This is a genomic window from Clostridioides difficile ATCC 9689 = DSM 1296 (assembly GCF_001077535.1).
Lineage (GTDB): Bacteria > Bacillota > Clostridia > Peptostreptococcales > Peptostreptococcaceae > Clostridioides > Clostridioides difficile.
On the sequence record NZ_CP011968.1, the window covers coordinates 1,202,003 to 1,228,123 of the forward strand.

The following is a 26,121-nucleotide window of genomic DNA, read 5'->3' on the forward strand; positions in this document are numbered from 1 at the left end:
TTATTTTTATCTATTCATGAGGGTTAGACTTTTTAGTTTTCTTAAATAAACTTTTAGATTTTTTTTGTTGACTACCTGGTGTATTTTTTGGCGCAGGTGAATTTGACTTACCTTTAGTAGGTTTAGCCTTCTTAGTTTTAGCTGGTTTAGTATCTCTTTGGTTTTCTGCGTCTGAGATTTTTTCCATTATATTATCCAGTTTTTTGCGTTGATTTTCATCTAAAAATGCTTTGAATTTTGATACTACTTCATCTCTGCCATCTAGGTTCTTACCTATTTTTATAAGTTCCTCCATAAGTTCATTTTCTGATTTTCCTTTGTAACTATCAGCCATCTTTTCTATTTTATCCTTGTCAATATTTTTTTGTTTAGCCATTTTTTCTAATGACTCTGTATCTAATTTTTTCATAAAAAAACCCCTTTCTATAAATATATATTGAATTATATTCATACTATTTATATATAGAAATAATATTGAAGTGGTGAATTGTGAGTGATATATAATATAAATAAAAATTCTTATAGATAATATATATGCACTGAGCTTTAAAAATGGAACATTAAAATATGAAAAACATACTTTAATATAGGGCAATTATATAATATAAGGGGGAATTGTCTTGAATAACTTACTATTTTTGATTGGAGTGATTGCATTGAGTAATGGTAATATCTCTATATTTGATGATAAAAATAAATCAAAAGGAAATAATAGAGTTAGAAAAAACAAAAAAAATGCAAATGATAAACTTTCACAGTCTACACATGGCAATTTAAGGTTTGATGCAAATGATATAAAAAGAGGTTTAAGGCTCATGGATTTAAGTGAAGAAGATTTAGAAATGGGAATGGAAATAATAACAAGAACTAAAAAATACATGTCAAGAGATGAAAGAAAAATACTAATAAAAATAGAAAGTGTTTTAGATTTAGTTAGAGGAATAAAAAAATTAAATAATATAGATATGGTAGATACAGAAGATGAAACGGATTTTTTCAGAAAAATGGATAGTGATGATAAAAAGAATATGATGATAAAGGAAATTATAGATGTATTCCCAGAAAAAAGAAAAAATTCAGTTGAAAAAGCTATAGGAATGAAAAAGAAGATAGATTTATTTGCAGAATTATTTTTACCAGATGACTTTGGTGAAGGTGGATTTAGTTTGAGCTCTTTGGCAAATATAAACAATCTTGGTAGTATGAATAATCTCAAATTGTTAGGAAGTCTTTTAAGAGGTGATGATAGTAATAATGATGATGAAGACAATAATGATGAGTTAAATTATGAAGACGAAGAATTAGATTGTGAAGACAAAGAATTGGATGATGATGAGTTAACAGATGAAGGTGAAATGGAGGATAATGAAGATGAATTAGTAGAAGATAAGAACACAGGCTATGAAAATATAGAAAATGATGAAGATATAGTATACGATGAGGAACTATACAACATTAATGAGCAAGAATCCGAATACAATTATAATGAAAAAAATACTAAAACTAGAGCTAAGAAAAAACGATAATTAACTAAATACATAAAGAAAAAAGGAAGAAAAAGTAATGATAGAATAAGATTATCTCAATTACTATATAAAACCACTTTAAAAAATTCAAAATTTATTATATAATAATAATATGAAATCCTGAAACATACGATAAGGCTTTTTTAAATTCAACCTACAAATGAAATACGGGAGACCGTGTCTGGTAAATTATAACATGCCTAGTTAGTTTGGACGTTAAAGGTTACTGGCAAGTCACCCACCTGGGAGTGCCTAGGGTGTGAATTTACTTAGCCACCGGTGTTTCGGGACAAAAAAAGTGCTACTATTTCAAATAGTAGTACTTTTTTTATTAATATGCATTTTTCTACTAAATACGCCTAATTATTGATAAATTCAAAAAGCAAGTAACAATTAAGATTATAAAAGCATAGTATTAATTAGGCTTCAAAAAGCCAAAGACTTAATAAGAATCGCTTACAGGGAGGGCAATGAAAAATGCAAGATTATAAAAAAAATAAAAGAAGAATGATGAATCAGCCAATGTCTACAATGAATGAAGAAGAAGTGTATACAGATGAAATAAATTCAGAAGACATGAGAGGTTTTAAAAAATCACACCATCATAATGGATGTAATACTGATAATAAGTGTGAGTGCCATGATGATTGCAATCCATGCAACCCATGTAATCCATGTAAACCTAACCCATGCAATCCATGCAAACCTAATCCATGTGATGACAATTGTGGATGCCATGACAATTGTAAATGTGATTGTGAACCATGTGAAATGGATTCAGATGAATGTTTTGAAAACAAATGTGGACCAGAATGCTGTAATCCTATATCTCCAAGAAACTTCTCTGTATCAAATGCAGTGCCATTTGCAATAGAGGCTAATAGAATATTTGATACTATGCAATTCCAAACATTTACAGATGCAACAGGACCAAATGGAGAGCCATTAACTTTTGAAACAGAAGTAGTAGAAGTATTTGGTTCAGTTCCAAGTGCAGGTCAAGCAAGTGTAACTATAGAAAAAATATGCTTAAGTAATGATGGAATCGTTATAGACACAGGAATGACAACTTTAGAAGATTTCGATTTAGACCCATTAGGAGATATAGTAGGAAGAAACTGTGAAACAACTTTTGAATTTGCAGTTTGTGGAGAAAGAAACTCTGAGTGCTGTAGACAAGGAAAAGGCAAATCAGTAGCTTATAAACAAAGAGGATTAACTGTAGCAGTTCGTAATTTAGTACTAGAGCTAAGAGGTAGATGTGGATGTACAGAGTTCGTTGCATTAGCTTTCCCAGCAGTTAGAGCAGGAGGTGGATGTAAGAGAAGAGTTGATTATGTAGAATTTACTTTTAACACACTTTCAGCACCAATATGCTTGCCAGCTGACGGAAGAGCTGTTACTTTAAGACAAGAATATCAAACTAACTTAACTGTAGATTGTATAGGAAAATCTATATTAAAATTAGAATGCAACGAATGTTGTGAACCTTTCTATGAATTAATTATACCAAATGATATAGATTTAGTACTTTGCTTACAAGAAACAGTTAGCACATTAATAAGTGAACAAATAGTAGTTTTAGCATCACCAAATCCAATCCAACCAAGACTTGTTGATACTTTCTCTAAAGTATGTGATTTTTCGCAATGTGGACCTAATCATGGAAGTGGAAAGCCAAGTTGCCACAGATAGATAGGTAGATATATAGACAGTTTAAATTATAAATAAAAATCATCTAAGGAAGGCTACCAAAGTGTATAATTTACATTGGTAGCCTTCACGTTTTTATAACTAGCGTATAGATTTTAGTGATTTAAAAAGCACTATAGTATGTAATAGACAAGTAAAGATTGATACTATCGTCATTGTGTATATGTATGCATAAATATTAAGTCCTGGAATTGGAAGAAATACATATAAAGCTATTAGTTGAATTAACATGCCAGTAATAGTATTTATACTTGAAGCTAATTCTTTTCTTATTGAATGTAAAATGCCAGATAGAGTTTGATTTAGGGACATAAATAGTGGAACTAAAAACATAGCTTTTAGATATTCTCCTGCAAGTGTATTTTTAAATACTAATATACATAAATCTTTTCCAAAGAAATAAAAAAATATTGATGATAGTATGCCTACAAATAAAGTAAGAAGTATGGAGTATTTGATTTTTTTAATTACACTCTTACGCTTTCTTAGAGCCATTTCCTGTGAAATAGTTGGTATTAAATTTACAATAAGCGCTGAACCAACAGTAAAAGGTAAAAATATAAAAGGCATTACCATCCCACTGACAATACCATACATACTTAAAGATTGTTGATAAGTCATTCCTGATAATGCTAATCTTGATGGTATCATCATAGAACTTATAGATTGCAAAAGTATGTTTGACATTCTATTACAAGTTATGGGAATAGACATTTTTAATGTTTCCATAGAAGAATTATAAAAATCTTTTATGCTTATAATATACCTATTGTCAAATGATGAATCTCGCCATAAGCAAATAAGCATAAATATAATATTACTCAACTCACCAATTGATATACCTAATAGAGCTATATAACAATTCATAGATTTATTATTTATGTACATAACAAGTAAAAAAACAAATAATATTTTACCAATTTGTTCAATGATTTGTCCAATAGCAGGGATTTTTACATTCTTTATGCCATAGTAATATCCTCTTAGTACGTTTGAAAGAGTTATTATAACTATAGCAGGACAAACAGCTAGTATAAATAGATTTAATTTAGCATCTTTTAAAAATTTAAGTGATAAAAAAGAACTATTGAAAGATGCAACTATAGATATAATTAGTGCTACGAAAAATGATATATATAAAGTTGATATAAATAAAGCATTAGTATTGTGTCTATCGTTTAAAGCTTTTCTCTTTGCAACTAGACAACTAAGTGCAGTAGGTATACCTGTTGTTGTAACAGCTAAGCAAATCATCAAAAAGTTAAAAATCATATGATAGATACCTAAACCTGTTTCACCTAGTGCTCTTGATAAGAATATTTTATATAAAAAACCAAATATTCTTACAATAAAATTGGATATAAATAAAATAACTGTTGATAGTACTAAATAAGGTACTTTCAAAAAAATCACCTCCTTATCTTTTAAATATATTCACAAGGAGGTGTAAAAATTTATAATTTTATAAATTCTGGTTTCAATTTATTAAATTTAGATACATATTTAAATCCCATATTTTTTAGTAATGAATATATGTAGTCAAACTCACATGCAACTTGACTTATATGATGTGAATCTGAACCTGTGGTTATGATTTCCCCTCCCAAGTCTTTATACATTTGAAGTATATACTTAGATGGGGTTAGGTCTGGAAGATTATATCTATAACAAGAGGTATTTATCTCGATACCTTTGCCATCATAAATAGCTTGTTTAAGAGTTTCTTCAATTATATCAGAAAATAGTCTATCATCTAAAATAGTGTCATAAGGTGCATACCTTTTAATCAAATCTAAATGACCTAAGACAGAGTAATCTTTATAATTCTTAACAATATTATATAAATAAAGATAGTAATTTTCATAAACTTCATGTTGAGTTTTATCTTTAAAATAATTACCAAGGTATAAGTCCATTGTATCTATAGCATGGATAGAACATATTATAAAGTCCAATGGATATTGATGTGCTTCCTTTTTGTATGTATCCATTAATTGAGTTTGAACTCCAAATTCAATTCCTTTTTTTATTGATATTTTATCTTTATATTTGCTTTGAAGAGTCTCTAAACTCTTAAAATAATCTTCATAGACAATTGAAAAAGAATCATCAGCATATACATCATAGTCAACATGGTCTGTGAAACAAATTTCCTCCAAACCGAGTTCAATAGATTTTTTTACCATTTCTTCCATTGTAGATTTTCCGTCTGTAGAGAAACTTGAGTGCATGTGATAGTCGTAAAACATAAATATTTCCCCTTTTTATAAAAATTTTGGTATTATATATACATACTAAATAATATCAAATATACATAAAAGCATCAATAAAATATAAATACAATGAGCGGTGATAAATTTGGAAAAATACAGAATAGATTTAAATGAGAAAAAATCAACTAAATATATACAGATATTTAATCATATAAAAGAATTGATAATAAATAAAGAGTTAGTAGAACATGAAAAATTGCCTCCAATAAGAAAACTATCAAATTTTTTACAAGTAAATAACACTACTATAGTTAAGGTATACGAGCTTTTAGAAAATGAAGGATATGTATATAAAATTATAGGGAGTGGTACTTTTGTATCAAGTTTAAATTCTTATAAAAGCGGTATAGATAACAGGAAAAATAAGATTATTGTGCAAAGAGAAGATTTAATTCATTTTGACAATGGGAATCCATCTAATGATATGTTTCCTATCGATTCATTTAAAAATGCTGTAAATATGGCATTATCTAAAGATGGTAGTTCAATATTTGAATATGATGAAGGTCTTGGCTCTGAAGAATTAAGAGAAAAAATGGTAGAGTATCTAAGTGATGGAAATATAAAAACTACTAAGGAAAATATTCAAATAATATCAGGTGCTCAACAAGGTATAGATATAGTTTGTAAAGGACTTATAAGTTATTCAGATGTTGTTTTTATGGAAGAACCTTCTTACAATGGAGCAATTGAAGTGTTTAAAAGTAGAGGTGCAAAAATAATATCTATACCTATGTTAGATGATGGAATTGATATAGGTATTTTAAAATTAAAGTTGGAAAAAATAAAACCAAGACTTATATACATTATGCCTAATTTTCAAAATCCAACTGGAATATCTTACTCAACATATAAAAAAAAGAAATTGATAGAATTGGCAGAAGAACATGATTTTTATATAATAGAAGATGATTTTATAAGTGATTTTGTTTTTGAATCAAAGGACAATAGAACAATTAGAAGTTATGATGATAAAAATAGAGTAGTATATATAAAAAGCTTTTCAAAAATACTTATGCCAGGTCTTAGGATAGGAATTGTAGAAATGCCAAATGAGTTGTTAAAAAAAGTTTTATGGGCTAAATATTCATCAGATATATCAACACCAGGTTTAATTCAAAAATCAATGTATTACTATATGAATAATTTTGATTGGAAGAATTATTTGAGTCATATAGAGAAGATATATACTGATAAGTATAAATTGGCAAAAAACTTGATTAATGACAAATTGAGTGGTAAATTAAAAGTTAGAAAATCTTGTGGAGGAATAAACTTTTTTTTAGAATTACCAAGAGGATATACATCTCAAGCATTTACAAATTTTATGTTAAACAAAGGAGTGTCAATGCTTCCAGGGACTTATTTTTTTGACAATCTAGTGGATGATAGATTCTTTAGGATAAATATAGCTCGTCCAAGCATGGAAGAACTAGAAAAGGGAATATCTATAATAAGTGATAATATAGATGAGTTTTTTTGTGAATATAAAAACAAGTTAGATATAAAAAGCAATAAATTATTTTATTAAATAAATAGAGGTTTTTTAGGAGGAAAAAATGTTTGACAAGAAGAAATTAGATAGGATTAATGAATTAGCAAAGAAAAATAAAGAGGGAATCCTTTCTGCTGATGAAATCAAAGAAAGAGAAATTTTAAGGAAAGAATATTTAGAAAACTTTAGAGCCCACTTTAGATCAAGACTAGATAGTGTCAAAGTAGTTTCACCAGAAGAATATGAGCAATACATGAAAAACAATAAAAATTAGAACTTAGTAGGAGGAAAATATGAACTTAAAGTACGAATTTAAGAATGCTTGGGATTTTGAAAGAAAAGAAAATACTATTGAACAAATTATGCAATATTCTCGCAATTATATGGAGTTTTTAAGTAAGTCAAAGACTGAAAGACTTTCAGTAAAAGAAATTATAAAATTGGCTAAAGAAAATAACTATATTTCAATAGATGAAGCTATGGAAAAAGGAAGCATAAGTTGTGGTGATAAGATTTATGTCATAAATAAAGAGAAGGCAGTAGCACTTTTTGTAATAGGTAAAAATTATATAGAAAAAGGTATGAAGATTATAGGAAGCCATATAGATTCACCAAGATTAGATTTAAAACCAAATCCACTGTATCAAGAGAGTAATCTAGGTTTTTTTAAGACTCATTATTATGGTGGAATAAAAAAATACCAATGGACGGCTATTCCACTTGCTTTACATGGTATAGTTATATTAAATGATGGAACAAAAGTGGACATATCTATTGGGGAAGAAGATAGTGACCCAGTATTTTGTGTAACTGATTTATTGATTCATTTGGCTGGAGACCAAATGCAAAAGAAACTATCAGAAGGAATTAGTGGAGAAGCTTTAAATATATTAATTGGGAATATTCCTTTAGAAGATGAAGAAAAAGAACCTATAACAGCAAATATATTAAAGATTTTAAATGAGAAATACAATATAGTTGAAGAAGATTTATTAAGTGCTGAAATTGAAGTAGTTCCAGCTGGTAAGGCTAGAGATTTAGGGCTTGATAGGTCTATGGTGTTGGGATATGGGCATGATGATAGGGTATGTTCATATGCTGCTGTAAAAGCTATACTAGAAACTGAACAACCAGAATTTACTTCAGTTGCATTATGTGTAGATAAAGAAGAAATTGGTTCTAAAGGGAATACAGGTATGCACTCAAAGTTTTTTGAAAATACTGTGGCTGAACTGATTGCTTTAGAAGGAGATTATTGTGATATTAAAGTAAGAAGAGCTTTAGCAAATAGTAAGGTATTATCAGCTGATGTTTCTGCTGGATATGACCCAAATTTTGGAGAAGCATATGAAAAGAGAAATTCGGCATATATGGGAAATGGAGTAGTTTTAACTAAGTATACAGGTTCAAGAGGAAAGAGTGGATGTAATGATGCTAATGCTGAATTTATGTCAGAAGTAAAGGGAATTTTTAATAAAGGAAATGTAATATGGCAAACTGCTGAACTTGGAAAAGTAGACCAAGGAGGAGGCGGAACTATAGCCCATATATTGGCAAATCAAGGTGCAGAGGTTATAGACTGTGGTGTTGGAGTTTTAAATATGCATGCACCACATGAGATTGTCTCTAAAGTAGACATATATGAAATGTATAAGGGATATAAGGCATTTTTTAATATAAATTTATAAGTAAAAATATAAATGTAATAAGTGAATAAAGGCTGTTGTATAAACAATTTAATCTGTTGTACAACAGTCTTATTTTTATGTAAAAATAGCAATTTGTCACACTAGAGAAAATAAAAGAAAATACTGTCAAATTAAAAATTATTTAAAAAAAAATTGACAACGATTTCATCTTGTTATAATATGTAATAAAGAACTTGTTATATAATGTTATAAAAATGTTACATAGGGAGGTGAGCAAAATGGATGAAAAGAGACAAAAAAAAGAAATGGATTTAGAAGTAAATTCCTTTGTTCCTTTATATCAACAACTATATGACAACATAAAAAAACAAATAGCATCTGGCATATATAAACCAGGAGATAAACTTCCATCTGAAGGAGACTTATGTAAAGAATTTAATATAAGTCGTATAACTGTGAGAAATGCACTTAATGAACTTGTAAAAGAAGATATATTATGTAAAAAACGTGGTAAAGGGACTTATGTAACAATACCAGAGAGAATAGAAGCAACATGTGCAGGAAATAGTTTTACTAATTCTTGTCATCGTATTAATGCAAAACCAAGTACCAAAATAATCTCTGTTTTAATAAAAAAAGCAGATAAGCAAGTAGCTGAAGCTTTAAGTATTGAACTAGAAGAGAAGGTAATATGTATTAAAAGACTTAGATTAATAGATGAAGTACCTGTTATTTTTGAAGTTGACTATTTTAGAATAGATTACATGTTTTTATTAAAAGAAGAATTAGAAGATAAATCTTTAATGGAGGTTATATCTAATAATATAAGCACATTACCTAAACGAGTAGAAAATATATTTGAAGTAAAACATTCAAACAAAGAATATTCTGACCATCTTAAATGTGCAAGTAATATGCCACTATTGAAAGTAAGACAATCGGTGTATACAGAAAATAATGATGTCTTATATTACAATGAGCAATTTATAAGAAGTGATAAGTACAAATATGCAGTATCAGCAGAAATATAATCTATAATTTAGTAGGAGGATGAGTATGAAAAAGATAATATTAGCATCTCATGGAGACTTTTCAAAAGGGCTTTTAAATGCAGTAAAAATGATAGTAGGAGATTTAGCAGATTGTGTCAGTTCGTATGGTTTGTACCCTGGACAAAGTGCTTCAGATTTTGCTTTAGAATTAGAAAAAACAATATCAGAAGATAAAGAATGTGAATATATAATTTTATCTGACTTATATGGAGCAAGTGTATGTACAGCAATGTTAAGATTAACTAATCTACATAATGTTAGGTTATTTTCTGGAATGAATTTGAATATGGTATTAGAACTTCTTACAAGGTTTTCTGATGAATTAACAGTTGAAGATATAGACCAATTAGTGGAAGAATCTAGAAGAGGGATACAAAGCGTGACATTACAAATTAAAGAAGAAGAAGAGGTATTTTAGTTTATGAAAAAAAAGGGAATATTATCAGTATTTAAAAGTAAAAAACCAATTATAGCAATGATACACTTAAAAGGAGATACTCCAGAAGATATCTTTGAAAGAGCTAAAAAAGAGATTACAATCTTTGAAGAAAATGGTGTAGATGGAATAATGTTAGAAAATTACTATGGTAATTATTATGATTTAGAAAGAATACTTGAATATGTATCAAAAGCTAATTTATCAATACCATATGGAGTAAACTGTTTAAATGTTGATACTATGGGATTTGAACTGGCAACAAAATATAATGCTAGTTATATACAGGTTGATTCTGTAGTAGGTCATGTTAAACCTAGAGATGAAGCTACTTTAGAAGAGTTTTTTAAATTACAACGTTCAAAATGCCCAGCGTATTTAATTGGAGGCGTACGTTTTAAATATCAGCCAGTATTATCAGAAAATGATGTTGAAGAAGATTTAAAAATAGGAATGACAAGATGTGATGCTATAGCAGTTACAGAAAATGCTACAGGTCAAGAAACATCAATGGAAAAAATAGAACTGTTTCGTAAAAATTTAGGAGACTTCCCATTGGTTATAGCTGCTGGAGTTACATTGGAAAATGCAAAAAAACAGCTTAAATTAGGAGATATGGCAATAATAGGAAGTTACTTTAAAGATAATTACAAAGATTTTGGGGATGTTAGTGTAGAACACGTAAAAACATTCATGGATGAAATCAAAAAAATTAGGGAGGAATTATAATGATTAAATTAGTAAGAGTAGACCACAGACTTATACATGGACAAGTAGCATTTACATGGACAAAGTTTTTAAGTACAGACTGTATATTGATAGCAAGTGATGACTTATTAAAAGATGAATTAAGAATGGCAGGACTTAAAATGGCTAAACCATCTAATGTTAAGTTAGTAATGAAAAGCATAGCAGATTCTATAAAAGCACTTAACTCAGGTGTTACTGATAAATACAACTTATTGATACTTTGTGAATCTGTAGAAGATGTTTACAGACTTGCTAAAGAGGTAAAAGCTATTAAATCTATAAACCTTGGTGGAACAAAATCAGATGATAATCGTGAAAATATATCTAAAGCAGTGCATGTATCAAAAGATGATATAAAGATGATTAAAGAGTTAGATTCAGAAGGCGTAAATGTATTTGTACAATTAGTTCCTGATGATGATGCTACAAATGTAATGAAATTAATATAATTTTAGGGGGATGAAAATGGAATTTACACAAGTTATTTTGATAACTCTAATTGCATTCTTTGCATATATGCATAGTTTTGTAGGTTCTACAATGCATAATAGACCTATAGTTGTTGCACCACTTGTTGGTTTAGCACTAGGTAATCTTCATACAGGTATAGTAATAGGTTCAACATTAGAATTAGTATTTATGGGTGCATTTCCTGTTGGGGCAAGTAATCCTCCTGATTTTGTGTCTGGTTCTATTATTGCCACAGCGTTTGTAATATTAACGGGTCAAGATGTATCAGCAGCAGTTGTACTTGCAGTTCCTATAGCAACTCTAGTATTGCTTATAGATAACTTCTTAATGACAGTAGTACTTACATGGGGAGCTCATATTGCTGACCGTTATGCAGAAGAGGGGAATATTGAAGGCGTAGAACGTGTGCAATTATTATTTGGTATAGGAAATAAATTAATATTAGCAATAATAGTAGGTATAGGATTTTCATTAGGTGTTCCAGTAATAGAAAAAATACTTTCATTTATACCATCATATGTAACTCATGGAATGGATGTTGCAGCAGGCGTGATTCCAGCAATAGGTTTTGCCATGTTAGCTAGAATGATGCTTAATAAGAAAACAGTAGCATTTTTATTATTAGGATTTATATTGGTTGCTTACCTAAACATAACAGTAACAGGAGTTGCATTGTTTGGATTAGCAATAGCTTTAATATATGTTAACTTTGTAGGAGAGAAGGAGGTAATAGTAGATGACAACGAGTTCTAAGAAGTTAGAGACAATTTCACCAGATAGTAAAATAACGAGGAAAGACTTTTGGAAATGTTTTAGAAGGTCATTGACATTAGATTCATCTTGGAACTACGAACGTATGCAAAATATAGCATATGCATACATGATGGCACCAATAATCCGTAGATTATATAAAGATGATAAAGAAAAGAAATCTAAGGCTTTAAAAAGACATTTAGAATTTATGTCAGTTACTCCTCATATAAGTACTCTTTTGGTAGGTATATCTGGAGCTATGGAAGAAGAAAATGCAAAGAATAAAGAATTTGATGCTAATAGTATAAATGCTGTTAAATCAAGTTTAATGGGTCCAGTTTCTGGGATAGGAGATTCATTTTTCTGGGGAACATTAAAGCTTATAGCAGCTGGGGTTGGTATAGCTTTAGCTTCTCAGGGTAACATAATGGGACCGATTTTATTCCTTTTAATAATAAATGTTCCTCATTTTATTATACGCTATATATGTCTAGATAAAGGATTTAAGTATGGAACTCAATTCTTTAAAGATGTGAGTGGTTCAAGTATAGTTTCAAAAGTTATGGAAGCAGCTTCAATGTTAGGGCTTATGGTAATTGGAGGTATGACTGCATCTAATGTAATGTTAAAACTTAGTGTTAATGTAGGTAGTGGAGAATGGGCAGAGCCTATTCAAACTTACTTAGACCAAATAATGCCATGTATGCTTCCAGCTATGATATTCGGTATTATGTATTGGTTATTAGGAAAAAAGGTAAAGACAACTACGATATTAATTTCAGTTATGATTATTTGTATAGTATTGGCTGCTATTGGAGTAGTATAAATAAAAAAATCCCAAGTTCATTTGAACGAGGGATTTTTTGACTAAATTAAATAAAAAAGAAAGATGGTTCATAATAATTTATAAGCATTTATGTGATAGTTATAATTAGCTTATTAATTAGTTATAAACTCAAAATTAAGCACTACTTTATTAAAGTTATTATATTATAATTTCGAAATACTCACATAATCTGTTTAGAAATTTATCTTCTAATGGGGAAAAAGTTTTCTTTTTAGAGTAAATGAAGAAAAACTTTCTAGTAAAATCAACATCCTTTATTTTATAACATTTTATTTTACCTGCATTGAGATAATCAATAGCTGAAATGTACGATATAAAGGATACTCCAAGACCTAATCTAACCATTTCCTTAATAGCCTCATTTGATTCTACATGAGCGATTACATTTAATTTACTTACTGGAAAGTTATTTTTACTAAGTGTGTTTAGTATTAAGTTTCTTGTACCTGACCCTTCTTTTCTCATAATAAAATTTAGATAAGCCAATTCTCCTATATCGATACAATTATTTTTATTATCAATTTTAAAATCTGAAGGAGTGATAAGAACAAGTTCATCATCTAATAAGTCTAGGTACTCTATTTGAGGATTATTGATTTTAGAACCAACTAATCCAAAGCTTATTCGTTCATTTAAAATTTCTGATATAGCATATTGAGAATCATAATGGCTTATGGAAAATTTTACATCTGGATAACTCATAGAAAAACTCTTCATAAAATCAGGTAAAATATAAGTTTCAGGTATGGAACTACATGCTATATCTATGATACCTTCTATTTTTCCTGAATATTCTTTTATATCATAAATTGCACGTTTGCAATTATTCAATATATATATAGCATGTTCATAAAGAATTTCACCAGATTTTGTGAGTGTAATAACTTTGTTGCTTCTATTTATAAGAACAGTTTCTAGCTCTCTCTCTAAATTCTGTATGTGTGCGCTTACAGTAGGTTGAGTTAAAAAAAGTTCTCTTGCAGCCTTTGAAAAACTCTGATGTTTTGCAACAGCAACAAATACTTCAAGTTGTTTAAAATCCATTATTTAATCCTCCTTAAATTATCTAAAACTATTATAACATATTTGATAAATTAATAGTCAAAGGTGATTTTTAAAATAGAAAACCTTTAAATATTCATGGAGTTTTTGATTGTTTAGGAATAATTTGGTATAATGTTGTAAGGTACTTACAATAAAAATATCGTAAATTGAATTTTCAAAATTCAACTTTAAAGTGTTTTTTATTACAGAAAAATTACAATTAGCTTCTTAATCTTATTAAATTCAAATAAATATTATATAATTATTTTATAATATAATAAATATAATTATTGAAAAAAGAGATAACTGTAAATTGAGATATAGATAAATACTATAAAATTTAAGAAAGGAGGATTGATTTATGAAGTTAAAAAGGTCATTAGTTTGTGTAACTATTTTAGGTATTATACTTGTTGGATGTCATAAAGAAAATACTAAAGAGAAAAATCAAGTAGCAAGTAAAGCAACACAGCAAAAAACTATGACAAAAGTTCAAAATGATGTTAATGAAATTATGAATAAAGATTATAAGTACATTATAAAGAATATGGGTATACCTTATAATACATTTTATTATATAAAACCTAAAGTTTTAAAAGAATCAAATACAATGCAAGATATAAATACATCAAGTTATATGACATTAGTTTATCCAAAATATACTGGAAATGATGAACTAGATGGAAGTGCTTTATATGTTGATATTAACGAAAATAAAGTTGTCAATGTTGAAACCAATTCTTTTTCATCACAAGGTATATCAGTCATTGATGCTGAATCTAGTATAGTGATTGAAAAAAGTGACCATGAAAAATCGGCTGTATCACTAGAAAATTTTAGACATATTGACCTGGGAGAGTATGTTGGTGTTGAAGATTCCAGAATAAATGAAATTGTAGGAGATGCGAATTATGATTTAACAGCATATAATCATGAAGGCAGTAAAGTAGTTAAGAGTTATAGATTGAAAGAAGATAACAAAATATTAAAAAAAGAGGTACTTACAATAAGTATTGTGGATAACAAAATAAAATCTATAAAAACTATTGAAAGTGATAAAATTGTAAAAATAATAAAAGGAACTTTATTAGAATAAAATATTCTAAAGCATATGATGCTGTTTCAAGATAGAAGGAAATTTCTAGCTGGGAACAGTTTTTTTATTAGATTTATAAAATTTGAACTGCACTTATAGATAACTATTAGTTATAATTAAATATAAGATAAAAGTATTTCCAACTTTTATAATCTATAATATATTACATAGAAATATCTTAAATAAAAAATATATTGGGGAGTATTTAAAATGATAGAATTAGAAGATGCCATAAAAATTATTGAAAAAAATGTTTTACCAATAAACAGGGTCAAGATAGTAAATCTTATAGATGCAGTAAATAAGGTAGTTGCAGAAGATATATATTCAACAATTGATAGTCCTCCATTTGATAGGTCACCCTATGATGGTTATGCATATAATGCAAATTCTGAAAATAGAAATTTAAAGGTTATAGGGACTTTGTATGCAGGAGATGTATTTAATAGGGTATTAAATAAAAATGAAGCAGTGAAGATAATGACTGGTGGAAAGATACCACAGGGTGCAAATTGTGTAATAAAAAAAGAAGATGTAACAGTTATAGGTGATATGATAACTTTAAATATAAAATTAAAGGAATACGATAATTACATATTTAAGGGTGAGGATATAAAAAAGGGGCAATTGATTATTAATAAAAATCAGAATATAGGATATGATGGTATTGGAGTATTAGCAAGTATTGGAATATCCAAAGTAACTGTTTATGATGATTTAAAAGTTGGAATTTTGAATACAGGTACAGAACTACAAGATATAAATGAGACTTTAGAGAATGGTAAAATATACGATAGTAATAGATATACCTTATATTCAAGATTATTAAAACTTGGAATACAAGCAGATACAATATGCAATTGTTCTGATGATATATTGGAGTTAGAAAAAAAGGTAAAGAATATGTTACAGAGTGTAGATTTTTTAATTACCACAGGTGGTGTTTCTGTTGGAGATAAAGATTTAATTCCAGATGTATTCAAAAAAATAGGGGCAACAGAATTATTTTGGAAGATAAACATTAAACCTGGTGGAGCTTGTTATGTAGGTACATTGGGAGAAAAGCTATTATTTGGTCTTTCTGGTAATCCACATGCAGCAATAGTGGTATTTGATAATGTGATAGTTCCTGTTATTGAGCATTTAACATATAAGAAGGGAACACATCATATAAAAGCTATATTTAAAGGAGAATTTAATAAACTTTCAAATAAAGATAGATTTGTAAGTGGAAAACTATATACAAGTGAAGGTAAATTGTATGTAGAGCTAAATGATAAGAAAGATGCAAAAGCTAGATTATCTGCAACTCTAAGAAGTAATTGTATGATTAAGATTAAAAAGAATGAGACAATAAAAGAAAATCAATTAGTGGATGTTGTTATTAGATAGTTTTATGAAAGGACACAATTTTATGTATAATATATTGTCAGTTGTCTCATATTCAGGAGTAGGTAAAACTACGTTGATTGAAGGCATAATAAAAGAATTAAATAAAAAAGGGTATCGTGTTGGAGTTATTAAACATACCTGTCATGATTTTGATATGGATGAGGAAGGAAAAGATACTTATAAACATAGAAAATCTGGGGCGAGAAAAGTCTGTATAATATCAGATAAACGAGTAGCATATATTGAAGAACTAAAAGAGAAGAATCCATTATATAAAATGATTCAATTATATGAAGATATGGACTTGATTATCATAGAAGGATATAAAAATTATAGATTTAAAAGATTGGAAGTAACTAGAAAAGGTAAGTATGAGGATATTTTATCTAATAAGTCTGATTTGATAGGTATTGTCAGTGATATAGAATATAAATTGAATATTGAACAGTTTAATTTAAATGATTATAAAAATATATCAAAGTACATAGAGTCTTGTATAAAAAATGAAATTTTAAGTATAAGCAATGTTGAAATAAAAAACATATTAAAAGAATAATTTTAAGATGTTCTTCTTATATAAAATGATATAATTATTTATATAAATAAAGATATAAGAAATTTATCAATTTTATTTTGAGTTATAAAATATTAAAGAAATTGTAGGAGGACAATATATGAAAAAAATATTAGTAGCCTGTGGAGCAGGAATCGCAACATCAACAATAGTTTGTGACAGAGTAGAAAGATTGGTTAAAGAAAATAATATACAAGCAGAAGTTGAGCAATGTAAAATTGCTGAATGTTCAACAAAACAAGAAGGTGCTGATTTAATCGTATCTACTACTATACTACCAACAACTTATGATATACCTACAATAAAGGCAACAGGATATATAACAGGTATAAATACAACAGCATTAGATAAAAAGATATTAAATGCATTGAAGTAGTTTTGTATTTATAAAAAAAATTTAGTATTAAATATAGAGTTGTATCTTTATAAAATTTTAAATATAGAGATATAGCTCTTTTTATGTTGTTTCAAGTATACAACTATATGATATAAATCTTCAATTTTATGAAAAAGATTGTTATTACTTTGTAAGTTTATAAAAGATTTAAAGTTATTGTTATGTTATACTAATTTATGGGTATTTTTTAGAAGTACTAATAAAGGAGGGATTTAATACTTATGATAAAACAATTTGTCAAATATTATAAGCCATATAAGAAAATTTTTACACTAGACCTTATAGCAGCTTTTCTATTTTCCTTATGTGATTTAGTTTATCCTATGATAACTAGAAATATAATGGATGACGTTGTTCCAAATAAAAACTTAAGAATGTTAGTAGTTTTTGCAGTAGCACTTATACTTATATTTATAGCAAAAGCAGGGCTTAACTATTTTATGCAGTATTGGGGACATGTTATTGGTGTAGATATGCAAGCTGATATGAGAAATGAGGTATTTACACACTTACAAAGACTTCCAAATACGTATTTTGATAATAACAAATCTGGAGTAACTATGTCTAGAATAGTAAATGATTTAATGGATATAACAGAACTTGCACATCATGGGCCTGAAGATTTATTCATTTCTATAGTAATGTTGGTTGGTTCATTCTTTATACTTATAGATATAAATATTCCTCTTACGCTTATAATATTTGCTATATTACCGTTTATAATTTGGTTTGCAATAGCTAAAAAAGATAAGATGAATATTGCTTTTATGAAGAGTAGAGTTACTATAGGTGATGTAAATGCTACTTTAGAAAATAGTATAGCAGGTATGAAGGTAACTAAGTCTTTTTGTACTGAGAAAGAAGAGTTAAATAAGTTTGTAAGAAGCAATAAATTATTTAGAAGAGCAAGACAAGATTCTTATAAGGTAATGGCAGAATATTACTCTGGTATGAATTTATACATGGATATCTTAGAGTGGGTAGTTGTAATAGCTGGTGGTTATTTTACTTATATAGGAAAGATTACTTTGGGTGATTTTGCTGCTTATATACTATATGTAAAAATGTTTATACAACCTATGAAAAAATTAATAAACTTTACAGAGCAATATCAAAATGGTATGACAGGTTTTAAAAGATTCATAGAGATAATGGAACAAGACCATCAAAAAGAAGCTAAAAATCCTATTGAACTTGAAAATGTAAAAGGTGACATTGAGATAGAAAATATATCTTTCACATATGAAGATAAGACTCAAGTTTTGGATAATTTAAGTTTATCTATAAAAGCTGGTAAGACTATAGCATTAGTTGGACCTTCTGGAGGAGGAAAGACTACATTATGTAATCTATTGCCAAGATTTTATGAATTTGATAAGGGTGATATAAAAATTGATGGAAAGAGTATAAAAGATGTTAGTTTAAAATCATTGAGAAAAAATATAGGTATAGTTCAACAAGATGTATTTTTATTTACAGGAACTATAAGAGATAATATTCTTTGTGGGAACCCTAATGCTACAGATGAAGAAATGATAGCTGCTGCTAAAAAAGCTAGAATACATGACTTTGTAGAGACTTTGCCAGATGGATATGATACTTATATAGGAGAAAGAGGCGTAAAATTATCAGGTGGGCAAAAACAAAGAATTTCAATTTCAAGAATCTTTTTAAAGAATCCTCCAATAATAATATTGGATGAGGCTACATCTGCTTTAGACAATGTAACAGAAAGAGAAATTCAAGAGTCTTTAGAGGAATTAAGTAAAGATAGAACAAATTTAGTTGTTGCACATAGATTGACTACTATAAAAAATGCTGATGAAATCATAGTATTGACGGATAAAGGAATTGAAGAAAGAGGTACTCATGAAGAGCTAGTAAACAAAAATGGAGTATATAGTAGGTTACACAATAACTAGTATACAAATTTTACACCATAGCTAACATACACATTAAACTTACAAACATAGGATATATTAAGATTCATAAAGACAATTCATTTTATATTTATAAGATGTTTTATGAATAAAATGTATCCTATGTTTTATTTTTTGCAAATTACATTTAATTCTCTTTGTAAGAATAGAGTTAAATAGCCAATGGTTGGGATAACGTTTTTACAAAAAGAATAATTTAGAAAACTAACTTTAATTTATGGAATTTATCGAATTTTATGAAAAAAATCGAATTTTGACTTGAAATGTTTTTCAAAAGTAGTAAAATAATGGATAACTATACATACATTTTATAAAAATATATTTATTATGAGGGGGGATTTTGTATGGAGGCAATAACAGCTTTTTGTCTAGTTTTAGTATCACTGACGATAGGAGATATAGTTTCAGCAAAAACTAAAGCTTTTGTTCCGTCGGTTTTTGTATCAGCAATTATATTTATAGTAGGATTTTGGACTTTTTTCCCAGAAAATATTGTGGACTTAGCCGCTTTAGGAACACCATTAGCTCAATTAGGTATGCTTTTGTTAATAACTCATATGGGAACTATGATGAGTATTAAGGAATTAGCAGGTCAATGGAAAACAATAGTAATAGCCTTGGCAGGAATAGTAGGAATATGTGTAGGTGCTTTGGCATTAGGGACAGTAGTATTTGGATGGGATACAGCAGTAATAGCTACACCTCCTCTTACTGGAGGGCTAGTTGCATCTATAATGATGGCAGATGCTGCTACAGCAAAAGGTCTTGCAAGTTTATCAGTACTTGCAATTTTGATGTATGTTGCACAAGGATTTGCGGGTTATCCTATTACAGCATTAATGCTTAAAAAAGAAGGAAAAAGACTTTTATCAGACTTTAGAAGTGGAAAAGTAACTGTAAATACAGATGAAGAAAAAGTTAAGGATTTACCTGAACAAAAAAGCAGATTTAAGATAATACCAGACTTACCAGAAAAATATGATACGACATATATGATAATACTTAGATTAGGATTTGTAGCATGGTTAGCAGTACAATTTACAAATCTTACAAATGAAGTTGTATCAAGATATGTTATATGTTTAATATTTGGTGTAATAGCATCAGAACTTGGAATAGTTGATAGAAAACCACTTAATAAATCTGGTTCATTTGGATGGTTAATGACATCATTGATGGCTTTTATATTTGCAGGGTTAGCAAAAGCTACACCAGCAATGCTTGTTGAAATGGCAGTTCCTCTTGTAGGAATCATAATATTTGGTGTAATAGGTATGGGAATATTCTCTATTATAGTAGGTAAGCTTTTAGGTGAAAGTAAAGAAATGGCTTTTTCAGTTTCGCTTACATCACTTTATGGTTTTCCACCAAACTATATATTAACTGAAGAGGCAGTAAAGGCTTTGGCTGAAACACCAGAAGAAAAAGAATTTTTAATGGATAAGATGCTTCCAAAGATGCTTGTTGGAGGATTTACTACAGTTACAATAGCTTCTGTAGTAATAGCAGGTATCTTTGTAAATCTAATATAGTATTTGAGTGATAAAAAGTATTTTAAATAAGAAGAATGTGTACTACTTGGAGGTATGGAATGGATATTAAAGAAATAACGAAGAGTTATAAAGACTATGTAATTAAGCTTAGAAGGGAATTTCATGAAAATCCTGAGAAAAGTATGGAAGAAGTTAGAACATCAAAGAGAGTTAAAGAAGAACTTGATAAAATAGGGATACCATATGTATCAGCTGGAGGTACAGGTGTAATTGCAACTATAAAAGGAGCTAATCCAGGAAAGACTGTAGCACTTAGGGGTGATATGGATGCTCTACAAGTTGTTGAATGCACTGATGTAGAATACAAATCTAAAAATGAAGGACTTATGCATGCTTGTGGTCATGATGGTCACACATCAATGCTTCTAGGGGCAGCAAAAGTGTTAAATGATATTAAGGATAGTATCAATGGAACTGTAAAATTATTTTTCCAGCCAGGAGAAGAAGTTGGTAAAGGTGCAAGAGCTATGATTCAAGATGGTGCTATGGAAGGTGTAGATAGTGTGTTTGGAATACATCTTTGGACTGATGTAGAATCTGGGACCATATCGGTAGAAGAAGGACCAAGAATGGCTTCTGCTGATTTCTTTAAAATTACTGTAAAAGGTAGAGGTGGTCATGGTTCACTTCCTCATCAAGGTGTTGATGCAGTGCTTGCAAGTTCAGCAATAGTTATGAATCTACAATCTATGGTTAGTAGAGAAGTAAGTCCTCTGGAACCATTAGTTGTGAGTGTTGGAGTTTTAAATTCTGGAACTAGATTTAATGTAATTGCGAGTGAAGCTATCTTAGAAGGTACAATAAGGCTATTTAATCCAGAGCTTAGAAAGCAAATTCCTGGAATTTTAGAACGTATAGCAAAATCTACAGCAGAAGCATATAGAGCAGATGCTGAATTAGAGTATGGGTACTTAACACCAGCAGTTATAAATGACAAAGAATGTTCAAAGATAGCTACAGATGCAGCAATTAAGCTATTTGGAGAAGACTGTATAACACTATTTGAAAAAGTAACAGGAGCAGAAGATTTAGCTGAGTTTATGAATATAGCACCTGGTGCACTAGCATTTGTAGGAGCTAGAAATGAGTCAAAAGGTGCTTGTTATCCTCATCATCATGGATGCTTTAATATAGATGAAGATGTTCTAGAAATTGGAACTGCTTTATACGTGCAATATGCAGTGGATTTCTTAAATAAATAATTTTAATATACTATAAAGAAAAAGCAGAGACTAAGTTTATATCTCTGCTTTTTTATTGTGTATATTTTTTATAAATATTGACTATATAAAATATATATGATAGCATAAAGAAAATGATAATCAATATCAATTAAAAAGAAGGTGATTTATTTGAATAATGTAATATTTGCATTTTTGATAACATTATTGGCTGGTTTATCTACTGGTATAGGAAGTTGTATAGCATTTTTTGCTAAAAAAACAAATACTAAGTTTCTTTCTATAAGTTTAGGATTTTCTGCTGGTGTTATGATTTATGTTTCTATGATAGAAATTTTTCCTAAAGCACAAGATGCTTTGACAAAATCTATGGGAGAGAAATTAGGAAGTTGGTCAACTGTAATAGCTTTTTTTATAGGTATGGCTATCATTGCTGTTATTGATAAGCTAATTCCACAAGAAGAAAATCCACATGAAATAAAGAAAATGGAGAATATAGAAGAAAAGAATATCAAAAAAAATAAGTCTCTTTTGAGAACAGGTATATTTACAGCAATGGCTATAGCAATTCACAATTTTCCTGAAGGATTAGCTACATTTATATCAGCTCTTGATGATGTTACAATAGCTATTCCGATAGCAATTGCAATTGCAATACACAATATACCAGAAGGTATATCTGTATCTGTACCAGTTTATTATGCCACAGGAGATAAAAAGAAAGCTTTTTATTATTCCTTTTTATCTGGTATGTCTGAGCCTTTAGGAGCGATTATTGGATATGTACTTCTTAGAAATTTTTTAAATGATATAACTCTTGGAATTGTATTTGCAATTGTAGGAGGAATTATGGTATTCATATCACTAGATGAATTATTGCCATCAGCTAGAGAGTACGGGGAACATCATTTATCTATTTATGGATTGATTGCAGGAATGGGTGTTATGGCTATTAGTTTATTACTATTTAAATAGCTTTTTAAATATATGATTGTAACCTAAAATTAGTATCAAAATGATATAATTATTTAAATAGATTTTTAAGCTATTTAAAAATATCATTTTGGAGAATGAGTGCTATGGAAAAGAAAATAAAATTCAAATTTGACTGGTATAGTTCACCTGATAAGATAGAGAAATGGTTAGAAGATATTGAAGCTAAAGGATATAATTTATATAAGATAAATAAATTTGGAGGAATATTTTATTTTCATAAGGGAAGTCCAAGAAAAATAAAATACACTGTTGATTACTACTATGATGTAGAGAATAATTATTTTGATGAACATAAATCAAATGGCTGGAATCTTGTATTTAGGAGTATTGGTAGTTTTATGGGTACATCTGCATGGTATATATGGTCGAAAGAATACAAAGACATACCTCCTAAATTATATAGTGATTCTGATAAAACAAATAAAGTAAAGTCAATTTTATTTATGAATATGTTTATATTCTTTATGTTAGTAGTAATATTTATATATTTATTGAATATTGAAATAAGAAATTTATATAGTGGTTATGGAGCATCTGTAACTGCTATTGTACTACAGATTATATTGTTGATTTTATATGCAGTACAATTATATAGGAGATTAATGTATTATTTAAGGCTTAAAAAGTTTAAATAAATAAAAGAAGGTGTCCTAAAATTATTTTTTTAATATTTTAAGACATCTTCTTTTGTCAGTAAGTACTGTTTTTAATTATAGTAATTTCTGTCTTTAAATTGAAATATCAAATAATAGTTGTGTGGGATTGAGTATTGATAAAAATAATTTAAAAATGTTATCCTAAAGTATCAGATATACAAAATTATCTTTAAATATATTATAAATATTTTAATTGTATTAACTAGAAATTATGTAAGGAGGCATTTTATGATTAAGATAGCAGTTTGTGAAGATGAAAAAGAAACACAACTTTTAATAGAAGATTACCTTGAGAATATATTAAAAGATATAAGTATAGAATATGAGATACAAAAGTATATATCTGGAGAAGAGTTACTGGAAAGTAATTTAAAAGATATAGATATATTACTTCTTGATATAAAAATGGAAAAACTAAATGGAATGGATACTGCAAGAAAGATTAGAGAAGTAGACAATGAAATGGAAATAATATTTGTAACTTCATTAATAGATTATGTGCAAGAAGGTTATGAGGTAAGAGCTTATAGGTATTTACTAAAGCCAATAGAGTTGGAAGAACTAAAAAAACATGTGCTAACTTGTATCAAAGATATTGAAATAAATAAGGAAAGTCATATTACAATAAAAAATAAGTCTAATACATATAAGATTTATTTAAATGAAATAAAATATATAGAAGTTCAAAAAAAAGATATGCTAATACACACAATAAACAAGAATTTTGATATAAAATATAGTTTAGGCAAAATAGAAAAAGAATTAAATCCATATAAATTTATAAGATGCCATAAAAGTTTTATAGTAAATTTAAGATATGTTGAAAGTATAAAGCCTAATACTGCAATACTGGAAAGTGGAGAAGAGGTACCTATTAGTAGATATAGATATAAAGAAGTTAAGGAGAAATTTTTAAAATTTCTTGGTGATACAATATGCTAAACTTTATGACTGAGCTATTAGTAGTTTTATCTATATTTATACAGTTTTCTATAATGAACGGAGTTTTAATTTATAAAAAGGATAGTAAAAAAAATGAAAAAATAGTATTCTATATTGTCTTGTTTCTTATTTATATTATAATTCAGATAAGTAGATTATTTAATGGAGGAAATTACTTTAGTAATATAAACTATTTATTTTATATATTAGCATTTATTGCTTGGGGAGGATACTATAATTATTTTTATAAGATGGGTTATATTAAGTATTCCATTTTCTTTTATCTATTTAGTGTATATTATAAATGTTTGGATGCTGTTATATATAGAATACTATTTTTTGCAATTACAGGTAATGTTATTTCATCTAAAGAATCTTTATTAGTACCTCACTTAGAATCTATAAAAATTCAGATATATAGTAATTTAATAATTATTCTTATATATCTTATATTTAGCTTTTTTAGAAAGTCTATAAAATTAATTAGCCAAGATAAGAGAAATTATGTATATTTATTATTTGCCTTATTAGTTAATACAATGAATATGCTTGTAAATTATGTATTAAAAAAATTAGAACGGTTTGGGTCATTACATTCAGAAGGATACTATTTTGATAATTTTGTTAATCCAAAATTGGTAGGAGCTAGTAGTATATTTCTTATACTATTGTTTAAAGAAATAATAAAAGAGAATAGATTAAAATCTCAAGCTGAATTAATAAAAAATAAGTTAGATATGCAATATGCGCATTATTTAAGTATTCAAGAATCTCATATGCGAGTTAAGAAACTATATCACGATATAAATAATCACATTTATTGTATAGACAACCTTAGAAACAATAGCAAAGAAATTAATGAATATGTTAACAATTTAAAAGATGAAATAAAAACATTTAAATATATCTATAATACAGGAAATATGATATTAGACATTATAATCAACGAAAAGAGTGAAATATGTTTAAAAAAAGGAATTAAATTTACTTGCTCTATAAATTTTTCAAAAGTAAATTTTGTAAAACCTATAGATGTGTCAAGCATATTTTCTAATATTTTGGATAATGCAATAGAAGCATGTGATAAAATAGTGGATGAAAATGTTAATAAATATATTAGAATTAAAGGAACTATAACAAGGTCATTTTTTGTACTTAAATGTGAAAATAGTAAACTAAATCAGCTTACTTTTAATAAAAATATATTGTTAACAAACAAAATGGATAAGTTCGTACATGGAATAGGTATTCAGAGTATTAAATCTTCTTTACAAAAATATAATGGAGAATTATTATTTGAAAATAGTATCGATAAATTTATACTAAATATATATATACCATTGGACCAAGATACTGACAGTTGGGGCGATTAAGTTACCAGTTGG

Annotated in this window: 26 protein-coding genes and 1 other RNA gene; 23 read left to right on the forward strand and 4 right to left on the reverse strand. The window is 28.0% G+C overall.

Annotation, left to right across the window (positions count from 1 at the left end):
- Positions 1-10 precede the first annotated feature (10 nt).
- Complete coding sequence (locus CDIF1296T_RS05865) at positions 11-409, reverse strand: hypothetical protein (RefSeq protein WP_009896025.1); 399 nt, start codon at positions 407-409, stop codon at positions 11-13.
- Between the two features lie 211 nt (positions 410-620).
- Here CDIF1296T_RS05865 and CDIF1296T_RS05870 point away from each other — a divergent pair, with 211 nt between their 5' ends.
- The 3 genes from CDIF1296T_RS05870 to CDIF1296T_RS05880 all read left to right on the forward strand — a co-directional run bounded on the left by CDIF1296T_RS05870 (position 621) and on the right by CDIF1296T_RS05880 (position 3,221).
- Positions 621-1,526 (forward strand): hypothetical protein, encoded by a 906-nt coding sequence (locus CDIF1296T_RS05870; protein WP_009892884.1) that lies wholly within the window; start codon positions 621-623, stop codon positions 1,524-1,526.
- Between the two features lie 114 nt (positions 1,527-1,640).
- Positions 1,641-1,821: non-coding RNA, 6S RNA (ssrS, locus tag CDIF1296T_RS05875), on the forward strand.
- A gap of 182 nt (positions 1,822-2,003) precedes the next feature.
- Positions 2,004-3,221, forward strand: a complete 1,218-nt coding sequence (locus CDIF1296T_RS05880; protein ID WP_003437985.1) for an exosporium morphogenetic protein CdeC — start codon at positions 2,004-2,006, stop codon at positions 3,219-3,221.
- A gap of 99 nt (positions 3,222-3,320) precedes the next feature.
- Here the strand turns inward: CDIF1296T_RS05880 and CDIF1296T_RS05885 are convergent, their stop codons facing one another.
- Together CDIF1296T_RS05885 and CDIF1296T_RS05890 are read right to left on the reverse strand one after the other, a co-directional pair.
- A complete protein-coding gene (locus CDIF1296T_RS05885; protein ID WP_009888874.1) occupies positions 3,321-4,643 on the reverse strand; it encodes a polysaccharide biosynthesis protein in 1,323 nt (440 codons plus the stop codon).
- Between the two features lie 50 nt (positions 4,644-4,693).
- On the reverse strand, positions 4,694-5,488 hold the full coding sequence (locus CDIF1296T_RS05890; protein ID WP_009896027.1) for a histidinol-phosphatase HisJ family protein: 795 nt from the start codon (positions 5,486-5,488) through the stop codon (positions 4,694-4,696).
- Positions 5,489-5,597: 109 nt separating this feature from the next.
- On the opposite strand from CDIF1296T_RS05890, the gene pdxR reads away from it, so the two are divergent.
- The 9 genes from pdxR to CDIF1296T_RS05935 all read left to right on the forward strand — a co-directional run bounded on the left by pdxR (position 5,598) and on the right by CDIF1296T_RS05935 (position 12,944).
- Positions 5,598-7,043 (forward strand): MocR-like pyridoxine biosynthesis transcription factor PdxR, encoded by a 1,446-nt coding sequence (pdxR, locus tag CDIF1296T_RS05895; protein WP_009896029.1) that lies wholly within the window; start codon positions 5,598-5,600, stop codon positions 7,041-7,043.
- A gap of 28 nt (positions 7,044-7,071) precedes the next feature.
- Positions 7,072-7,281 carry a DUF896 domain-containing protein gene (locus CDIF1296T_RS05900; protein ID WP_003418943.1) on the forward strand — a complete coding sequence of 70 codons (210 nt, stop codon included), beginning with the start codon at positions 7,072-7,074 and terminating at the stop codon, positions 7,279-7,281.
- A 19-nt stretch (positions 7,282-7,300) separates the two neighbouring features.
- The gene (locus tag CDIF1296T_RS05905) at positions 7,301-8,695 is read left to right on the forward strand and encodes an aminopeptidase (protein WP_009896031.1); all 1,395 of its coding nucleotides are present in this window, start codon (positions 7,301-7,303) and stop codon (positions 8,693-8,695) included.
- A 239-nt stretch (positions 8,696-8,934) separates the two neighbouring features.
- Complete coding sequence (locus tag CDIF1296T_RS05910) at positions 8,935-9,687, forward strand: GntR family transcriptional regulator (RefSeq protein ID WP_009896033.1); 753 nt, start codon at positions 8,935-8,937, stop codon at positions 9,685-9,687.
- Between the two features lie 25 nt (positions 9,688-9,712).
- The gene (locus CDIF1296T_RS05915; protein ID WP_009896035.1) at positions 9,713-10,126 is read left to right on the forward strand and encodes a PTS sugar transporter subunit IIA; all 414 of its coding nucleotides are present in this window, start codon (positions 9,713-9,715) and stop codon (positions 10,124-10,126) included.
- 3 nt (positions 10,127-10,129) lie between these two features.
- Entirely contained in the window at positions 10,130-10,873 is a 744-nt protein-coding gene (locus tag CDIF1296T_RS05920; RefSeq protein WP_003437997.1) for a BtpA/SgcQ family protein, read from the forward strand.
- A complete protein-coding gene (locus CDIF1296T_RS05925; protein ID WP_003428544.1) occupies positions 10,873-11,343 on the forward strand; it encodes a PTS sugar transporter subunit IIB in 471 nt (156 codons plus the stop codon). Before CDIF1296T_RS05920 ends, CDIF1296T_RS05925 begins: the two co-directional genes overlap by 1 nt.
- 16 nt (positions 11,344-11,359) lie before the next feature.
- Complete coding sequence (locus tag CDIF1296T_RS05930) at positions 11,360-12,118, forward strand: PTS mannose/fructose/sorbose/N-acetylgalactosamine transporter subunit IIC (protein WP_009888882.1); 759 nt, start codon at positions 11,360-11,362, stop codon at positions 12,116-12,118.
- Complete coding sequence (locus CDIF1296T_RS05935; RefSeq protein ID WP_003418955.1) at positions 12,102-12,944, forward strand: PTS system mannose/fructose/sorbose family transporter subunit IID; 843 nt, start codon at positions 12,102-12,104, stop codon at positions 12,942-12,944. The genes CDIF1296T_RS05930 and CDIF1296T_RS05935 overlap by 17 nt, the downstream gene beginning before the upstream one ends.
- A 159-nt stretch (positions 12,945-13,103) precedes the next feature.
- Here CDIF1296T_RS05935 and CDIF1296T_RS05940 read toward each other — a convergent pair whose 3' ends face one another.
- The gene (locus CDIF1296T_RS05940; protein ID WP_003438004.1) at positions 13,104-14,009 is read right to left on the reverse strand and encodes a selenium metabolism-associated LysR family transcriptional regulator; all 906 of its coding nucleotides are present in this window, start codon (positions 14,007-14,009) and stop codon (positions 13,104-13,106) included.
- Positions 14,010-14,370: 361 nt separating this feature from the next.
- On the opposite strand from CDIF1296T_RS05940, the gene CDIF1296T_RS05945 reads away from it, so the two are divergent.
- The 11 genes from CDIF1296T_RS05945 to CDIF1296T_RS05995 all read left to right on the forward strand — a co-directional run bounded on the left by CDIF1296T_RS05945 (position 14,371) and on the right by CDIF1296T_RS05995 (position 26,109).
- Entirely contained in the window at positions 14,371-15,105 is a 735-nt protein-coding gene (locus tag CDIF1296T_RS05945; protein ID WP_003438006.1) for a hypothetical protein, read from the forward strand.
- Between the two features lie 210 nt (positions 15,106-15,315).
- Complete coding sequence (locus tag CDIF1296T_RS05950) at positions 15,316-16,497, forward strand: molybdopterin molybdotransferase MoeA (RefSeq protein ID WP_009896043.1); 1,182 nt, start codon at positions 15,316-15,318, stop codon at positions 16,495-16,497.
- Positions 16,481-17,053: a molybdopterin-guanine dinucleotide biosynthesis protein B gene (gene mobB, locus CDIF1296T_RS05955; protein ID WP_003438013.1), complete on the forward strand. Its 573-nt coding sequence runs from the start codon at positions 16,481-16,483 to the stop codon at positions 17,051-17,053. The genes CDIF1296T_RS05950 and mobB overlap by 17 nt, the downstream gene beginning before the upstream one ends.
- A gap of 118 nt (positions 17,054-17,171) precedes the next feature.
- Positions 17,172-17,447: a PTS sugar transporter subunit IIB gene (locus CDIF1296T_RS05960; RefSeq protein ID WP_003428537.1), complete on the forward strand. Its 276-nt coding sequence runs from the start codon at positions 17,172-17,174 to the stop codon at positions 17,445-17,447.
- 242 nt (positions 17,448-17,689) lie between these two features.
- A complete protein-coding gene (locus CDIF1296T_RS05965) occupies positions 17,690-19,390 on the forward strand; it encodes an ABC transporter ATP-binding protein (protein ID WP_003438014.1) in 1,701 nt (566 codons plus the stop codon).
- Positions 19,391-19,752: 362 nt separating this feature from the next.
- Positions 19,753-20,940 carry a membrane protein gene (locus tag CDIF1296T_RS05970; RefSeq protein ID WP_003438015.1) on the forward strand — a complete coding sequence of 396 codons (1,188 nt, stop codon included), beginning with the start codon at positions 19,753-19,755 and terminating at the stop codon, positions 20,938-20,940.
- Positions 20,941-20,999: 59 nt separating this feature from the next.
- Entirely contained in the window at positions 21,000-22,163 is a 1,164-nt protein-coding gene (locus CDIF1296T_RS05975; protein ID WP_009896047.1) for a M20 family metallopeptidase, read from the forward strand.
- 150 nt (positions 22,164-22,313) lie between these two features.
- Positions 22,314-23,117: a zinc transporter ZupT gene (zupT, locus tag CDIF1296T_RS05980; protein WP_009892895.1), complete on the forward strand. Its 804-nt coding sequence runs from the start codon at positions 22,314-22,316 to the stop codon at positions 23,115-23,117.
- Between the two features lie 104 nt (positions 23,118-23,221).
- A complete protein-coding gene (locus tag CDIF1296T_RS05985; protein WP_009896054.1) occupies positions 23,222-23,773 on the forward strand; it encodes a DUF2812 domain-containing protein in 552 nt (183 codons plus the stop codon).
- 249 nt (positions 23,774-24,022) lie between these two features.
- Positions 24,023-24,736, forward strand: coding sequence for a two-component system response regulator RgbR (rgbR, locus tag CDIF1296T_RS05990; protein WP_018112783.1), 714 nt, complete (start codon positions 24,023-24,025; stop codon positions 24,734-24,736).
- A complete protein-coding gene (locus CDIF1296T_RS05995; RefSeq protein WP_009896056.1) occupies positions 24,730-26,109 on the forward strand; it encodes an ATP-binding protein in 1,380 nt (459 codons plus the stop codon). The genes rgbR and CDIF1296T_RS05995 overlap by 7 nt, the downstream gene beginning before the upstream one ends.
- Positions 26,110-26,121 lie beyond the last annotated feature (12 nt).

Bases quoted from the DNA above. Each gene is read 5' to 3' on its own strand.
- CDIF1296T_RS05985 (WP_009896054.1), top strand. From the start codon at position 23,222: ATGGAAAAGAAAATAAAATTCAAATTTGACTGGTATAGTTCACCTGAT.
- CDIF1296T_RS05975 (WP_009896047.1), top strand. From the start codon at position 21,000: ATGGATATTAAAGAAATAACGAAGAGTTATAAAGACTATGTAATTAAG.
- CDIF1296T_RS05905 (WP_009896031.1), top strand. From the start codon at position 7,301: ATGAACTTAAAGTACGAATTTAAGAATGCTTGGGATTTTGAAAGAAAA.
- CDIF1296T_RS05935 (WP_003418955.1), top strand. From the start codon at position 12,102: ATGACAACGAGTTCTAAGAAGTTAGAGACAATTTCACCAGATAGTAAA.
- rgbR (WP_018112783.1), top strand. From the start codon at position 24,023: ATGATTAAGATAGCAGTTTGTGAAGATGAAAAAGAAACACAACTTTTA.
- CDIF1296T_RS05960 (WP_003428537.1), top strand. From the start codon at position 17,172: ATGAAAAAAATATTAGTAGCCTGTGGAGCAGGAATCGCAACATCAACA.
- CDIF1296T_RS05900 (WP_003418943.1), top strand. From the start codon at position 7,072: ATGTTTGACAAGAAGAAATTAGATAGGATTAATGAATTAGCAAAGAAA.
- CDIF1296T_RS05920 (WP_003437997.1), top strand. From the start codon at position 10,130: ATGAAAAAAAAGGGAATATTATCAGTATTTAAAAGTAAAAAACCAATT.
- CDIF1296T_RS05890 (WP_009896027.1), bottom strand. From the start codon at position 5,488: ATGTTTTACGACTATCACATGCACTCAAGTTTCTCTACAGACGGAAAA.
- CDIF1296T_RS05925 (WP_003428544.1), top strand. From the start codon at position 10,873: ATGATTAAATTAGTAAGAGTAGACCACAGACTTATACATGGACAAGTA.
- CDIF1296T_RS05970 (WP_003438015.1), top strand. From the start codon at position 19,753: ATGGAGGCAATAACAGCTTTTTGTCTAGTTTTAGTATCACTGACGATA.
- CDIF1296T_RS05910 (WP_009896033.1), top strand. From the start codon at position 8,935: ATGGATGAAAAGAGACAAAAAAAAGAAATGGATTTAGAAGTAAATTCC.
- CDIF1296T_RS05930 (WP_009888882.1), top strand. From the start codon at position 11,360: ATGGAATTTACACAAGTTATTTTGATAACTCTAATTGCATTCTTTGCA.
- CDIF1296T_RS05965 (WP_003438014.1), top strand. From the start codon at position 17,690: ATGATAAAACAATTTGTCAAATATTATAAGCCATATAAGAAAATTTTT.
- CDIF1296T_RS05915 (WP_009896035.1), top strand. From the start codon at position 9,713: ATGAAAAAGATAATATTAGCATCTCATGGAGACTTTTCAAAAGGGCTT.
- CDIF1296T_RS05950 (WP_009896043.1), top strand. From the start codon at position 15,316: ATGATAGAATTAGAAGATGCCATAAAAATTATTGAAAAAAATGTTTTA.
- CDIF1296T_RS05940 (WP_003438004.1), bottom strand. From the start codon at position 14,009: ATGGATTTTAAACAACTTGAAGTATTTGTTGCTGTTGCAAAACATCAG.
- CDIF1296T_RS05865 (WP_009896025.1), bottom strand. From the start codon at position 409: ATGAAAAAATTAGATACAGAGTCATTAGAAAAAATGGCTAAACAAAAA.
- CDIF1296T_RS05945 (WP_003438006.1), top strand. From the start codon at position 14,371: ATGAAGTTAAAAAGGTCATTAGTTTGTGTAACTATTTTAGGTATTATA.
- CDIF1296T_RS05880 (WP_003437985.1), top strand. From the start codon at position 2,004: ATGCAAGATTATAAAAAAAATAAAAGAAGAATGATGAATCAGCCAATG.
- CDIF1296T_RS05995 (WP_009896056.1), top strand. From the start codon at position 24,730: ATGCTAAACTTTATGACTGAGCTATTAGTAGTTTTATCTATATTTATA.
- mobB (WP_003438013.1), top strand. From the start codon at position 16,481: ATGTTGTTATTAGATAGTTTTATGAAAGGACACAATTTTATGTATAAT.